Here is a 14363-nt window from a genome sequence, read left to right as displayed (position 1 = left end):
CCTCGATGACCGACGCACCGCCCCGTCCCCGACCCGCGCCGTTCGTGGCGGAGGTGGTCCGCACCGAGCAGCTCGCCGAGACGATGGTGCGGGTGGTCGTCGGAGGCCCCGGCCTGGTCGGCTTCGAGCCGTCGCCGCACGCCGACTCCTACGTCAAGGTGCTCTTCCTTCCCGCGGGCAGCCCGCGCCCCCTGCGCGAGGACGGCCGGCTCGACCTGGACGCCGTCCGCGCGAGCCTGCCGCCGGACGCCCAGCCCCGGCAGCGCTCGTACACGGTCCGCGCGTTCGACCCGGTGGCCCGCGAGCTCACGCTCGACTTCGTGGTGCACGGCGACGAGGGGATCGCGGGACCGTGGGCGGCGACCACGAAGCCCGGCGACCAGGTGCTGCTGAGCGGACCCGGCGGCGCGTGGTCGCCCGACGCCAGTGCTGCGTCCTACCTGTTCGCCGGCGACGCGAGCGCCCTGCCCGCCATCGCCGTCGCGCTGGAGAGGCTCCCTGCGGACGCCGTCGGCCACGCCGTCGTCGAGGTGCACGGTCCCGAGGACGAGATCCCGCTGGCCTCCCCCGCGGGCGTGCAGGTCCTCTGGGTGCACCAGGGCGTCGCGGTGGCCGGTCTCGCGCTCGTCGACACGGTCGTCGCCCTGCCGGAGCTGCCCGCGCCGGTCAGCGCGTTCGTGCACGGCGAGGCGGGGGTGGTGCGCGAGCTGCGCAGGCACGTACGCGTCGACCGCGGGGTCACCCGCGAGCAGCTGTCCGTGTCGGGCTACTGGCGCCTCGGCACCGACGACGAGGGCTGGCGGGCGACCAAGCGAGACTGGCTGGCCACGATCGAGCACGCGGAGGCGGCGCAGGGCCTCGCCTGAGCGCAGGACTCGGGCCTTTCGTCACGTCCGCACCACCCGTGCCGGCGGGAGCATGGAGGACATGTACACGACGTTCCCCGAAGGCTGGCTCCGGCTGACCAAGAACGACCGCCAGCAGCACTTCTTCCGGGACGGCATGAGCATCTGCGGCCGGTTCGTGACGCCCACCACCCGGTTCCCCGAGGACGACGGGCCGGACAACGGCGAGTGCCCCGGCTGCCGCGCGATCTTCGACACCGACAAGGGCACCGTCCGGTACTGACCGCGTCGTCGGTGCCCCCGCCCGGGTTCGAACCGGGACTGTGCCGGGTTTAAGCCGGCTGCCTCTGCCAGTTGGGCTACGGGGGCGCGCGCCACATCCTGCCAGGGGCCGGCAGGACGCCCGGACCGAGCCGAGGCCCTGACCGCTTCACGCCTTGCCGCGCACCCGGGACCGGCGCGAACGTGAGCGCTCACACGATCGGTGGCCCGGTCCACGTGCGACTCGTCGGGGCGTGGCCCGGAGGCGACCATCACCCCAGCACGCACAGGCCCCGCGAGGGTCAGGGGCTCGTCGTGTCTCTCGGTCAGGCGCTCTTCGTGCCCTTCGCGGCCTTCTTCGCGGCGGGCGAGCCGGCCTCGGCCTTGATGGCGGGCAGCGCCGGGTCCGCCTCGCCGGGCTCGACCGCGCGCGGCTTGGCCGGCACGGACGCGGCGCGGAACTCGGCGCGCGGGTCGTGCAGGGTGCCCAGCGCGACGACCTCGCGGCGGAACAGCAGCGACCCGGTCCAGCCCGCGGCGATCTTGATCTTGCGGTTGAAGGTCGGCATGGCGGCCACGTGGTACGTGCGGTGCAGCACCCACGCGAGGAAGCCGCGGACCTTGATCCGACCGAACATCTGCGCGACGCCCTTGTACATCCCGAGCGACGCGACCGCGCCGATGTTCTTGTGCTTGTACTCCGTCGGCTCCGCGGAGCGCAGGACGCGGGCGAGGTTGTCACCGAGGTGGTTGCCCTCGCGCAGCGCGTGCTGGGCGTTCGGCGGGCAGAACTGGCCGGGGTTGTACAGGTCCGGCACGGCGGCGCAGTCCCCCGCGGCGTACGCGTCCGGGACCGGCGTGCCCTCGGCGTCGACCACCTGGAGGAACGCGTTGCAGGTGACGCGGCCCATCTTGTCCAGCGGCAGGTCCGAGTTCTGGAGCACGGGGTTGGCCTTGACGCCGGCCGTCCAGACGATGGTCTCGGCGTCGAACTCCATCGTGTTGGACAGGACCACGTGGCCGTCGACGCAGCTGTTGAGGAAGGTCGACAGGTGGATCTCGATGTCCCGCTTGCGCAGCTGCTCGAGCGTGTAGCCGCCCAGCTCCTCGCTGACCTCGGGGAGGATGCGCGGCGAGCCCTCGACCAGGACGAAGCGCACCTCCTCCTGCTCGATCGCGTTGTAGTACTTGACCGCGGCGCGGGCCATGTCCTCGACCTCGCCCAGCGCCTCGATGCCGGCGAACCCGCCACCGACGAAGACGAACGTGAGCATGCGCTTGCGCAGCTCCGGGTCCCAGGTGCTGGCCGCGAGGTCGATGCGGTTGAGCACGTGGTTGCGGACCGCGATGGCCTCTTCGACGTTCTTGAACCCGATGCCCTGCTCCGCCAGGCCCGGGATCGGCAGCGTGCGGGCGACCGAGCCGAGGCCGACGACCAGGTGGTCGTAGGTGATCCAGTACGGGTCACCCTCCTCGGGCGTGATCTGGACCGTGCGCCCGGCGTGGTTGATCTCGCTGACCTTGCCCTGGAGCACGTCGACACCCTTGAGGGCGCGGCGGTGCGGGGCGACCATGTTGCGCGGGTCGATCGAGCCGGCCGCCGCCTCGGGCAGGAACGGCGCGTAGGTCATGTACGGCCGGGGGTCGACGACGACGATGGCCGCCTCCCGCTTGCCCAGGCGCTTGCGCAGCCGGCGGGCGGTGTACAGACCGACCGTGCCGCCGCCGAGGATCACGACGCGGGGCACCTTGCGGGACTTGCCCGACCGAGCCGAGGCCACCGCGGTGGCCGGGCTGGTGGCGACATCGGAGACAGGCGTAGGCATGCGTCAACGGTAGCCGCGCGGGGATGGTGACGCCCTACGGGGAGCCGGTGACCCTGCGCACAGTGGCCCTCAGGACCGCGGGACCGCGTTTGCGGCGACCACCGTCGAGTACCACCGCGCGCTGTCCTTCGGCGTCCGCTCCTGCGTCTCGAAGTCGACGTGCACCAGCCCCCAGCGCTGGCTCAGGCCCTCGGCCCACTCGAAGTTGTCGAGCAGCGACCAGGCGTAGTACCCGGTCAGGCGCACGCCGTCGCCGATCGCGCGGGCGGCCTGCTGGAGGTGCGCGCGCAGGAACTCGAGGCGCTCGGTGTCGTCGACGGTGCCGTCCGCCGTCGGGTCGGGGATGCCGTTCTCCGTGATGACCAGCGGCGGGGCGTCCGGGTAGTCGATGAGCAGGTCCATGAGCAGGTCGTACAGCCCCTCGGGGTGCACCTGCTGCCAGGTCGCCAGGGACGTCGGGTACACCTCGACCTGGTTGCCGGCGTCGTCCACGCCGGTCACCCCGTAGTACTGCACCGCGAGGAGGTCCAGCGGCGCGGAGATCAGCTCCAGGTCGCCGTCCTGGACCAGGTCCTCGAACGCACCCGGGTCCGCCGGCAGCTGCCCGGCCAGCGCGCCGATCGCATCCGTCGGGTACCGCCCGAGCAGGACGGGGTCGAGGAACAGCCGGTTCTCCACCGCGTCCACCCGCACGGCGGCGGGGTCCGCCTCGAGGTCCACCGGGTAGACCGGCAGGAGGTTGAGCGCGATGCCGATGCCGCCGGCGGCGCCGCTGGCCCGGAACGCGCTCACCGCCCGGCCGTGCGCGAGCAGCTGGTGGTGGACGGCCGCGGCCGCCTGGTCGACGTCTGAGATGCCCGGCGCGTGCGCGCCCCACCGGTAGCCCACGTACGCGGTGGTCTTCGGCTCGTTGAGGGTCAGCCAGGTGGCGTCGACGTCGCGCAGGGCGTCGAACATGATCGCCGCGTAGTCCGCGAAGCGGTCCGCCGTCGCGCGCACCGCCCAGCCGCCGTCGTCCTGGAGCGGCTGCGGCAGGTCCCAGTGGTAGAGCGTGATCGCGGGGTGGATGCCCCGGGTGAGCAGGCCGTCGACGAGCCGCCGGTAGAAGTCGACCCCGCGCTGGTCGGCCGCCCCCGACCCCGTCGGCTGGATGCGCGGCCACGCGACCGAGAAGCGGTAGGCCGGCAGCCCGAGGTCGGCGATCAGGTCCAGGTCGGACTCCCAGCGGCGGTAGTGGTCGGCCGCCGGGTCACCCGTCGAGCCGTCCGCGATGCGCCCGCGCTCCGCCGCGAAGGTGTCCCAGATCGACTGCCCCCGGCCGTCCGCGGTGGTCGAGCCCTCCACCTGGAACGCCGACGTCGCCGCGCCCCAGACGAACCCCGCGGGGAACGTCATCGGCTCGGCAGGCGGCTCCCACGTGGTCGGTGCGGCCGTCGCGGTCGGCTCCGGGGCGCGCGGGGACGGCGTGCAGGCCGCGAGCGCGCCGGCCGCGGCGCCCAGCTGCAGGAGCAGGCGGCGGTCCAGCACAGGGCGAGCGGAGCGGTCGGGCATGGCCTCCTCCTCGGGCGACGACGGGTCATGATGGCATCGCCCGGCCGCGCCCGACACCCTCTGCGGTTCCGAGCGCGGACGCTCAGGGAGTCGTCGTGGGCGACGGCTCCGGGCTCGGGCCGTCGGCGGCGACCGTCGCGTCCGCGGGGGCGTCGAGGGCCGGCGCCTTGGCGAACGGCCACGGCGGCATGGACGCGCTGGTCCCGGCGGGCAGCACCTGCGTCCCGTCGTCGTAGGTGAACTGCGACGTGGGCGCACCACGCAGCGGGTAGACGTTCCAGCGGGCGCGGCCGTCGGCGTCGGTCCGGCTGACGAACGACCAGGGCTCGGTGCCCTCGGGGAACCAGTACTGCTCGAAGCCGTTGTCGTAGGTGGTCCGCACCGGACGTCCGCGGTCGTCGTAGACCTGCACGTCCGTCAGCGGGTTGCCCTCGGCGTCGTACACGAACAGGTTGCTCACCTGCATGCCGTCGACGACCACGCCGTCGACCGCCTTGTCCTGGTAGACCACCTGGGTACCGCCGCCGCCGCCGAACGCGCCGCTGACGTAGGAGTCGTAGACCGCCTCCCGCTGGCTGGACTGGTCCTGCACGGTGACCAGGACCGGGAGCAGCAGGACGACCGCGGTCACGTTCCCCAGGACGGCGACCCACGAGACCGACCGCGACTGGAACCACGCGCCCCGACCCCACTGGACGCTGAGCAGGACGCACAGCCCGAGGATCACCCAGAGGACGGGATCGGTGGGCAGGAACCGGAGACGCGCCCCGCCGAGCACGTACACGAGCGCCGAGAAGGCGACCCAGCCGCGCGCGAGCCACCAGACCGGCCGCAGCGCCACGAGGAACGACTCCACGGGCGCCCACCAGGCCCGCGCCCGCAACCGCCCCAGCGTCCACCGGCCCAGCCGGTGCGCGTCCTCGACCGGGTCGGGGAACAGGCGGAACCGCCGTCCGTGCGCCACCGCGGGCGCCAGCCCGGCCGCCGACCGCAGCTCGGCCGCGTACGCCTCCGGCGGCCCGAACTGCTCCAGCAGCCCCCGACCGTGCGCCACGTGGCGCTCGTCGGCCAGCGCGTCCGTCAGGTCCGCCTCGAGGTCGTCGGTGAGGTCCTCCACCAGCTCCGGCCCGAGGTCGGCCAGGCTCCGGCGGACCGCCGCGGCGTACCCCGCGACGTCCAGCACGTCCGTGGTGTCCAGCACGCTCATCGCACGACCTCCGTCTTGAGCAGGCGGCCCATCGTGCCTGCGAACTCCTGCCAGTCCTTGCGCTGGGCCTCGAGCATGGCGCGGCCCTGCGCGTTGATCCCGTAGTACTTGCGGTGCGGCCCCTCGTCGCTGGGCACCACGTAGGACGTCAGAGCGCCCGACGAGTACAGCCGCCGCAGCGTCCCGTACACCGACGCGTCGCCGACCTCCTCGATGCCCGCGGCGCGCAGCCGGCGGACGACGTCGTACCCGTACCCGTCCTCGTCGGCGACGACTGCGAGCACTGCCAGGTCGAGCACGCCCTTGAGCAGCTGGGTGGTGTCCATGGGTCCTCCGGTCGACGCCCCCGGGCCGGGAAGCTGGTGCGGGAGCCCCCTCCGGCTCCCGCAGGCCAGACGCTACTGCACAGTGCGCACTACCGTCCAGAACGCACCAGGCGTGTCGCACCGGTCGCGACCGGCTGTCCGGACGTTGCGCCGGTTCAGCGGGTGGCGATGCTCCAGGCGATGCCGTCGAGGATGTCGTGCTCGGAGGTGACGACCTCCGTCAGCTGCCCGCCGGCGGCGGCGACCTCGTCGCGCACCCGCCGGACGACGTCCGCCCACACCAGCGCGCCCGCGCCGATCACGTCGACGCGGCCGGGGTGCATGAAGCCGAGCGCGGCACGGTCGGCGCGGGACCGGGCCAGCAGGTCGTCGCACGCCGCCAGCACGACGTCGACCGGCAGCACCGACCCGTCGATGACCGCGGGGTCGTAGGCGGGCAGCCCGAGCCCGTGCGCGGTCACCGTGGTCACCGTGCCGGCGAGGCCGACGAGCGTCACGGTCTTGCCGAGCGGCACCACGGCCGACGCGGCGTCCAGCGCGGCGGCGACGTCGGCGTGCGCGGCGGCGATCTCGGCAGCCGTCGGCGGGTCGCCCAGCAGGTGCCGCTCGGTCATCCGGACGCACCCCACGTCCATCGAGAAGGCCGCCTCGGGGGTGGTCGTGCCGAGCACCAGCTCGGTGGAGCCGCCACCGAGGTCGACCACGAGGAACGGTCCGGGGTGGTGCGCGCCGAGCACGCCGGTCGCCCCGCGGAACGAGAGCTCGGCCTCCTCCTGCCCGTCGACGACCTCCGGCTCGACGCCCAGGGCGGCGTGCACGCCCGCGACGAAGTCGCCACGGTTCTCCGCGTCGCGCGACGCCGACGTGGCGACGAACCGGATGGCCTCGACCCCCAGCTCCGTGCACACGTCGTTGTACCGACGGGCCGCGTCGAGCGTGCGCTCGAGGGCCTCGGGGGCGATGCGGCCGGTCCGGTCCACGCCCTGGCCCAGGCGGACGACCTCCATGCGACGGTCCAGGTCCACCAGCGTCCCGGCGTCGGGATCCACGTCGGCGACGAGGAGTCGGATCGAGTTGGTCCCGCAGTCGATGGCAGCCACACGCGTCACGCGGACCATCCTCGCACCCGCCCGGCACCCGGCACGGCCACGGGTCAGCAGGTGCAGCGGTCCGGGCGCCACTCGTCGCGGATCAGGGCCAGGGCCTCGTCGCCGATCGGGTTGACGCCCGGCCCCGCCGCGAGCGCGTGCCCCACCAGCACGTGCAGGCACTTCACACGCGTCGGCATGCCCCCCGCCGAGATGCCCGCGATCTCCTCCACGTGCCCGAGGGCCTCGCGGTCCACCAGGTAGGCGTCGTGCGCGCGCCGGTAGGCCGCCGCCAGCTCCTCGTCCTCGGCCAGCCGCGCGGTGAGCTCCTTCATGAGCCCGCCGGCCTCCAGCGTGCTCACGGCCGCGACCGCGGGCGGGCAGGTGAGGTAGTAGGTGGTCGGGAAGGGGGTGCCGTCGTCGAGCCGCGGGGCGGTGCGGACGACCAGGGGACGTCCGCAGACGCACCTCGCCGCGATGCCGACGACGCCGCGCGGGGGCCGGCCCAGCTGCTCGGCGAGGACGGCCAGGTCCTGGTCGGTGACGGCGTCCAGCGGGGTGGGGGTCACAGCAGCGATCCGTTCGTGCGGGGGTGGGTCAGCCGCCCGCGGGCGGAGCGGGCGTCCCATTGTCGCCCGCGACCGGCGTCTGCCCCGCCACCTCGACCGACTCCCAGACGTTCGCGTACCAGGGCAGCGTCGAGCCCGCGTCGAGCACCGGCGCGGAACCGTCGGTGGCCGGCGGGGTGTCGGGGACGGTCTCGGGGTCGACGACACGGAACGCCTTCTCGCCCGGCATCACGAACGAGAGCCGCTCGCGCGCCTGGGCCGCGACGTACGCGGGGTCGTCCCAGCGCCGCAGGTCGGCCTCGAGGTCGTCGTTGCGCTGCCGGGCGGACTCCACCTGGCCACGGAGCTGGTCCACCTCCACCCGCTGCTGGAGGTACGAGTGCAGGGTCGGGTACACCAGCACGAACGCCAGCAGGAGCACGCAGGAGAACACCATCGCGCGCACCGTGAACAGTCGGGGGACGCGGACCTGCACCCGCTCGGCGCGGGGGGTGCCGCGCGGCGGCGTCGGGGCTCCCCGGGTGGCCGGGCGGGAGGCGGCGGGCCGCGACGAGGACGGGCGGGCCGACGAGGACGGCGTCGGGCCGACGCGTGGCGTGGCACCCGACCGGGGGCTCGACGAGCGCGGCACCGCCGGTCGCCCGGCGGTGTTCCCGCGGGGCACGTTCGCCGCCGGGCTGGTCGCCCCGGGCCGCGGGGTCGCCGCGCGCCGACCCGGGGCGCTCGGGGACGCCGGGCGTCGGGGGGCGGACATGGCGTCGATTCTGCCCCGGACCGTCCCGACCTGGGCGGAGGTCGGGATCCGTGGCGCGCCGGAGGCCGGCCATCCGAGGATGACCGGCCTCCGAGGGTCGTGCGTCAGGCCGTGAACCGCGGGAAGGCGGAGCGACCGGCGTAGCGTGCGGCGTCGTCCAGCTCCTCCTCGATGCGGAGCAGCTGGTTGTACTTGTTGATGCGCTCGCCACGGGCGGGGGCACCGGTCTTGATCTGGCCGGCGTTCGTGGCCACCGACAGGTCGGCGATCGTTGTGTCCTCGGTCTCGCCGGAGCGGTGCGAGGTCATCGTGGTGAAGCCGCTGCGCTGGGCCAGCTCGACGGCGTCGAACGTCTCCGTCAGCGTGCCGATCTGGTTGAGCTTGACCAGCAGCGAGTTGGCCGCCTTGAGCTCGATGCCCTTGCGCAGGCGCTCGGGGTTGGTGACGAACAGGTCGTCGCCGACGATCTGGACCTTGTCGCCGATGGTGGCGACCAGGTGGGACCAGCCCTCCCACTCGTCCTCGGACAGCGGGTCCTCGATGGAGACCAGCGGGTAGTCCTTCACCAGCTGCTCGTAGTAGGCGGACATCTCCTCGTTCGACAGGGACTTGCCCTCGAACTGGTAGGCGCCGTCCTTGAAGAACTCGGTCGCGGCGACGTCGAGCGCGAGGCCCAGGTCGACGCCCGGCGTGAAGCCGGCCTTCTCGATCGCGATCAGGATGAGGTCGAGCGCCTCACGGTTGCTGCCGAGGCTGGGGGCGAAGCCGCCCTCGTCGCCGAGGCCCGTGGACAGGCCCTTGCTCTTCAGCACGGACTTCAGGGAGTGGTAGACCTCGACGCCGGTGCGCAGCGCCTCGCGGTACGTGGCCGCACCGATGGGGGCGACCATGAACTCCTGGATGTCGACGTTGGAGTCGGCGTGCGACCCACCGTTGAGGATGTTCATCATCGGGACCGGGAGCACGTGCGCGTTCGGGCCACCGAGGTAGCGGAACAGCGGCAGGTCGGCCGAGTCGGCGGCGGCCTTGGCCACGGCGAGCGAGACGCCGAGGATCGCGTTGGCGCCGAGCTTGCCCTTGTTGGCCGTGCCGTCGAGGTCGATCAGCGCGGCGTCGACCAGACGCTGCTCGGTGGCCTCGAAGCCGATGAGCTCGGGCGCGATCTCGTCGATGACCGCGGCGACGGCGTCCTCGACGCCCTTGCCCAGGTACCGCGTCGCGTCGCCGTCACGGCGCTCGACGGCCTCGAAGGCGCCGGTCGAGGCGCCCGAGGGGACCGCGGCGCGGGCGATGGTGCCGTCGTCGAGAGCGACCTCGACCTCGACAGTGGGGTTGCCGCGCGAGTCCAAGATCTCGCGGGCGCCGACGGCCTCGATGCTGGCCATGGGTGCTCCTTCTGAAGCGGGTGGGTTTACGACCTCACCCTAGTGGCGTCCCCGAACGGCCGCCCTAGGCCCTTCGACTGGTGGGACGCGAGTGATCAGAGCGCCAGCATGATGTGCTCGACCTGGTCCTTGGCGTCGCCGAACAGCATCGAGGTGTTGTCGCGGAAGAACAGCGGGTTCTGCACGCCGGCGTAGCCCGTGGCCATCGACCGCTTGAACACGATGACGCGTGCGGCCTTCCACACCTCGAGCACGGGCATGCCCGCGATCGGGGACGACGGGTCGTCGAGCGCGGCCGGGTTCACCGTGTCGTTGGCGCCGATCACCAGGACGACGTCGGTCTCCGCCAGGTCGCCGTTGATCTCGTCCATCTCCAGCACGATGTCGTACGGCACCTTGGCCTCGGCCAGCAGCACGTTCATGTGCCCCGGCAGCCGGCCCGCGACGGGGTGCACGCCGAACCGCACGTCGACGCCGCGCGCCCGCAGCTTGGCCGTCAGCTCCGCCACCGGGTACTGCGCCTTGGCCACGGCCATGCCGTACCCGGGCGTGATGACGACCGTGCGGGCCTCGGTGAGCAGCTCCGCCGCCTCGGGGGCCTTGATCTCGTGGTACTCCCCCAGGTCGACGTCGGAGGCCACCACGGTGCCGCCCTCGGCGCCGTAGCCACCCAGGATCACGCTGATGAACGACCGGTTCATGGCCGTGCACATGAGGTAGGACAGGATCGCACCGGAGGAGCCCACCAGGGCGCCCGTGACGATGAGCAGGTCGTTGCTGAGCATGAAGCCCGCAGCGGCGGCCGCCCACCCGGAGTACGAGTTGAGCATCGAGACGACCACGGGCATGTCCCCGCCGCCGATCGAGGCCACCAGGTGCCACCCGAGCAGGAGCGCGACGGCCGTCATGAGCAGCAGCGGCAGCACGGTCCCGGTGCCCAGGAACCAGGCCATCAGCCCCCCGGAGACCACCAGCATGCCGAGGTTCAGCCAGTTGCGGCCAGGGAGCATCAACGGCGCCGAGCTGATCCGGGTGGAGAGCTTGAGGAACGCGACGATCGACCCGGTGAACGTCACGGCGCCGATGAGCACCCCGAGGAACACCTCGACCAGGTGCGCGGGGTCCGCCCGCTCGGTGAGGAACGAGTTGTACCCGACCAGCACGGCCGCGAGGCCGACGAACGAGTGCAGGATCGCGATGAGCTCGGGCATCTGCGTCATCTCGACGCGACGCGCCTGCCACGTGCCCACGGTGGAGCCGACGAGGAACACCACGAGGATGAGCACCGCGGTCACCTCGACCGGACGCTCGGAGCGCTCCAGGGCGAGCGCGACGGTCGCGGCGAGGGCCAGCGCCATGCCCACCATGCCGGCGAGGTTGCCGCGGCGCGCGGTCTCCTGCTTGGACAGGCCCGCGAGGCTGAGGATGAACAGGACGGCGGCGCCGAGGTAGACGGCCTGGGCCAGGGAGGTCAGCACGGGTTCAGGCGTCCTTCCGGAACATGCGGATCATGCGGTTGGCGACGAGGAACCCACCGAACACGTTGATGCTGGCGACCGCGGCGGCGACGACCGCGAGGACCGTCACCAGCCAGCTGTCGTCGCCGATCTGGAGCAGCGCGCCGACCAGGATGATCCCGGAGATGGCGTTGGTCTGGGCCATCAGGGGCGTGTGCAGCGAGTGGCTGACGTTGGAGATGACGTAGTAGCCGACGATCACTGCCAGCACGAACACGCTGAAGTGGCCGAGGAACGCGGCCGGCGCGAACGAGATCCCGAGCAGGACCACGACCGCCAGGAGCGCGAGGACCACCGACCGGCGCTGCCGGCGACGGTTCTTGTCCGCGAGCGCGGCGGCCTCGGCCTGCGCGCGCTCCTGCGGGGTCGGCCCGGCGACCGCGGCCGGCGCTGCCGACACCTGAACCGGGGGTGGCGGCCAGAGCACCTCGCCGTCGTGCGTCACGGCCATGCCGCGCTGCACCGGGTCGTCGAGGTCGAGCACCAGCTGCCCGTCCTTGCCGGGGGTGAGCAGCTGCACCAGGTGCACGATGTTGGTGCCGAACAGCTGGGACGTGTGCTGCGGCATCCGGCTGGTCAGGTCGGTGTACCCGACGACGGTCACGCCGTTCTCGGTCACCACCGCCTCTCCGGGGACAGTGACCTCGCAGTTGCCGCCACCGGAGGCGGCCAGGTCGATGATCACGCTGCCCGGTCGCATGCCGGCGACCATGGCCGCGGTGATCGTGGTCGGCGCCTGCCCCCGCACCAGCGCCGTGGTGATGACGATGTCGGCATCCGCCGTCTCCGCGGTGTACATCTGCGCGGTGAGCAGCTCCTGCTCCTGCGTCAGCGCGCTCGCGTACCCGTCGGAGCTGACCGCCTGCTGCGCTGCCTCGGCCTGCACGAACGTCGCGCCCATCGACTCGATCTGCTCGCCGACCTCGGGCCGCACGTCGAACGCCCGGACGCGGGCACCCATGCTGCCGGCCGCGCCGATCGCGGCCAGCCCAGCCACACCGGCGCCGATGACGAAGACCCGGGCGGGCGGCGTCTTGCCTGCCGCGGTGACCTGCCCGGTGAACATGCCGCCGAAGACCTCGGCGGCCTCGACCACCGCGCGGTAGCCCGCGACGTTCGACATGGTGCTGAGCACGTCGAGCGCCTGCGCCCGCGAGATGCGCGGGACGGCGTCGAGCGCCAGCGCGGTCACGCCCTGCGCGTGCAGGCTCTCGACCAGGGCCGGTGCCGCTGCGGGCGCGAGCATGGCGACGAGCGTGGCGCCGGGGCGCAGGGACGCGACCTCGGCCTCCGTCGGCGGGTTCACCTTGGCGACCACGTCGCTGGACCAGACGTCGGCCGCGTCGGCGACAGTCGCGCCCGCGGCCTCGTACGTCTCGGCGCGGAACGTGGCGGCATCGCCCGCGCCCCGCTGCACGACGACCTCGTACCCGAGGCCGACCAGCTGGGCGACCGTCTTGGGAGTCGCCGCGACCAACCGTTCGCCGGCTCGGCTCTCGGTGGGGATACCGATGCGCATCGCTGCGGTCCTCCGTCGGATCGTCGTGTGGCCTGTCGCCGGGGAGCGACGGGCCGCGCCCATCATGGCGGGCACAGGCAGGCTATGGGGTTCGACGACCTTCCGGCAAGCGCTTTCCTTCCGCCTGACGGATGATCGGCGGAAACCTCTATATCAAACCGGCGGGGCTGTCTCCCCGGCCCGAAGGTCCTGCTCCCACGCGGAAGTCGCCTGCCTGAGGGCACCCTCGGCGTCCACCCCCGCGGCGTCCGACTCGAGGACGAGCGCGAGCAGCCGCTCGCCGATTCCGTCGCCCGCGGGCACCTGCGCCACCAGCCCTGCCCGCCCAGCCCGCCCGGCGATCTTCTGCGCCCGGGCCAGGGCACCGAGCGCCAGCGGGATCCCGTCCAACGCCGACCCGCGCTGCTTCTCCGCGTTCTTCAGCCGGTCCCACTGCACGTGCACGTCGCCCTCGATCGGGGCGTCCTCGAACACGTGCGGGTGCCGGCGCACCAGCTTGGCGACGAGGTCGGCGGCCACGTCGTCCACGTCGAACGGGTCGGTCGGGTGCTCGGCCGCGATGCGCGCGTGGAACACCACCTGGAGGAGCAGGTCGCCCAGCTCCTCGCGCAGGCCGGGGCGGTCCCCGGTCTCGATCGCCTCCGCGAGCTCGTGGGCCTCCTCGAGCACGAAGGGCACCAGCGACTCGTGCGTCTGCTGGGCGTCCCAGGGGCACCCGCCCGGCGAGCGCAGCCGGTCCATCACGCCCACGAGGGCGCGCAGGGCGTCCTGCTGCGGGTCCGTCACGAGGCCGAGGGGCTCGGCTCCGGCGTCGGCTCGGTCGACCCGTCATCGGCCGCCGAGGCCCGGGGGGCGACCAGCCACGGGACCGCGACGGGCGCGGCCACCTGGTTGCCGTCCTCCAGCGAGCCGAACCGCGGGTTGACCTCCACGTCGAGCTCCCGCAGCCGGGCGTCGATCTCCTCGCCGATGGCCTCGGCCTCGGGGAGGCCCTGCAGGTTCGTGTAGGCGATCGAGTAGCGGGCGACGGCGAGCGACGGGTCCGTGAACGTGGCGGTGGCGCCCTGCACCTTCTGCTGGACCACCTGGTCGAGCAGCTCCTCCGCGTCCTCGTCGGAGACCCCGACGCCCTTCTCGGCCGCGAGCTCCACGACCGTCGGCTCCTGGACGAGGACCGCGAGGACGTTGGTGGTCGTCACGCCCTCGAACCAGGGCTCCAGCTCGTCGAGCGCGGCGCGCACGTCCGCGGTGGGGATCGCCGTGCCGTCGACCACGGCGGCAGCCCCGGGCTGACCGGCGCACCCCGCCAGACCGGCCGTCGTCGTGAGCGCGACAAGCACTCCCGCTGCCCGCGCTCCCGCACGCCACTGCACCGCCACCTGAGACCTCCTGCGTCGTCGCTCGTCGATCGGGGTCATCGTAGGGCCCCCAGCCAGGTGCGGGCGCGAACGGGTGAAACGCACCCGTACGTCACCCGCGGACCTCGATCGAGGGCGGGGCGCGCAGGTACGATCC

14 protein-coding genes and 1 tRNA gene are annotated in these 14363 nt (G+C 73.1%); 2 read left to right on the top strand and 13 right to left on the bottom strand.

Translation table 11 applies throughout. The features are described 5' to 3' along the window. Positions 1-5 precede the first annotated feature (5 nt). Together ACO06A_RS12525 and ACO06A_RS12520 are read left to right on the top strand one after the other, a co-directional pair. Positions 6-866, top strand: coding sequence for a siderophore-interacting protein (locus ACO06A_RS12525; RefSeq protein ID WP_421732542.1), 861 nt, complete (start codon positions 6-8; stop codon positions 864-866). Between the two features lie 61 nt (positions 867-927). Beyond that, a complete protein-coding gene (locus ACO06A_RS12520) occupies positions 928-1128 on the top strand; it encodes a hypothetical protein (RefSeq protein ID WP_421732541.1) in 201 nt (66 codons plus the stop codon). Between the two features lie 12 nt (positions 1129-1140). On the opposite strand, the gene ACO06A_RS12515 is transcribed toward ACO06A_RS12520, so the two are convergent. The 13 genes from ACO06A_RS12515 to ACO06A_RS12455 all read right to left on the bottom strand — a co-directional run bounded on the left by ACO06A_RS12515 (position 1141) and on the right by ACO06A_RS12455 (position 14227). Then, positions 1141-1214 (bottom strand) — tRNA-Leu (locus ACO06A_RS12515). A 218-nt stretch (positions 1215-1432) separates the two neighbouring features. Then, the gene (locus ACO06A_RS12510) at positions 1433-2932 is read right to left on the bottom strand and encodes an NAD(P)/FAD-dependent oxidoreductase (protein ID WP_421732540.1); all 1500 of its coding nucleotides are present in this window, start codon (positions 2930-2932) and stop codon (positions 1433-1435) included. Between the two features lie 69 nt (positions 2933-3001). Beyond that, a complete protein-coding gene (locus ACO06A_RS12505; protein ID WP_421732539.1) occupies positions 3002-4483 on the bottom strand; it encodes a GH1 family beta-glucosidase in 1482 nt (493 codons plus the stop codon). Between the two features lie 82 nt (positions 4484-4565). After that, positions 4566-5690: a hypothetical protein gene (locus ACO06A_RS12500; RefSeq protein ID WP_421732538.1), complete on the bottom strand. Its 1125-nt coding sequence runs from the start codon at positions 5688-5690 to the stop codon at positions 4566-4568. Further along, the gene (locus ACO06A_RS12495) at positions 5687-6016 is read right to left on the bottom strand and encodes a PadR family transcriptional regulator (RefSeq protein WP_056095706.1); all 330 of its coding nucleotides are present in this window, start codon (positions 6014-6016) and stop codon (positions 5687-5689) included. Before ACO06A_RS12495 ends, ACO06A_RS12500 begins: the two co-directional genes overlap by 4 nt. 155 nt (positions 6017-6171) lie before the next feature. Continuing rightward, positions 6172-7125 carry an exopolyphosphatase gene (locus ACO06A_RS12490; protein WP_421732537.1) on the bottom strand — a complete coding sequence of 318 codons (954 nt, stop codon included), beginning with the start codon at positions 7123-7125 and terminating at the stop codon, positions 6172-6174. Positions 7126-7169: 44 nt separating this feature from the next. After that, positions 7170-7673, bottom strand: coding sequence for a DUF501 domain-containing protein (locus ACO06A_RS12485; protein ID WP_421732536.1), 504 nt, complete (start codon positions 7671-7673; stop codon positions 7170-7172). A gap of 28 nt (positions 7674-7701) precedes the next feature. After that, positions 7702-8427, bottom strand: coding sequence for a septum formation initiator family protein (locus ACO06A_RS12480; protein WP_421732535.1), 726 nt, complete (start codon positions 8425-8427; stop codon positions 7702-7704). A gap of 104 nt (positions 8428-8531) precedes the next feature. Continuing rightward, positions 8532-9812, bottom strand: coding sequence for a phosphopyruvate hydratase (gene eno, locus ACO06A_RS12475; RefSeq protein ID WP_175346728.1), 1281 nt, complete (start codon positions 9810-9812; stop codon positions 8532-8534). A gap of 95 nt (positions 9813-9907) precedes the next feature. Continuing rightward, on the bottom strand, positions 9908-11290 hold the full coding sequence (gene pntB / locus ACO06A_RS12470; protein WP_421732534.1) for a Re/Si-specific NAD(P)(+) transhydrogenase subunit beta: 1383 nt from the start codon (positions 11288-11290) through the stop codon (positions 9908-9910). A 4-nt stretch (positions 11291-11294) separates the two neighbouring features. Beyond that, positions 11295-12848: a Re/Si-specific NAD(P)(+) transhydrogenase subunit alpha gene (locus ACO06A_RS12465; RefSeq protein ID WP_421732533.1), complete on the bottom strand. Its 1554-nt coding sequence runs from the start codon at positions 12846-12848 to the stop codon at positions 11295-11297. Between the two features lie 153 nt (positions 12849-13001). Then, positions 13002-13634, bottom strand: coding sequence for a MazG family protein (locus tag ACO06A_RS12460; protein WP_421732532.1), 633 nt, complete (start codon positions 13632-13634; stop codon positions 13002-13004). After that, positions 13631-14227, bottom strand: coding sequence for a hypothetical protein (locus ACO06A_RS12455; RefSeq protein WP_421732531.1), 597 nt, complete (start codon positions 14225-14227; stop codon positions 13631-13633). Before ACO06A_RS12455 ends, ACO06A_RS12460 begins: the two co-directional genes overlap by 4 nt. Between the last annotated feature and the right edge of the window lie 136 nt (positions 14228-14363).

The organism is Cellulomonas sp., assembly GCF_965229465.1.
Lineage (GTDB): Bacteria > Actinomycetota > Actinomycetes > Actinomycetales > Cellulomonadaceae > Cellulomonas.
This window is presented reverse-complemented; position numbering and strand designations above follow the sequence as displayed.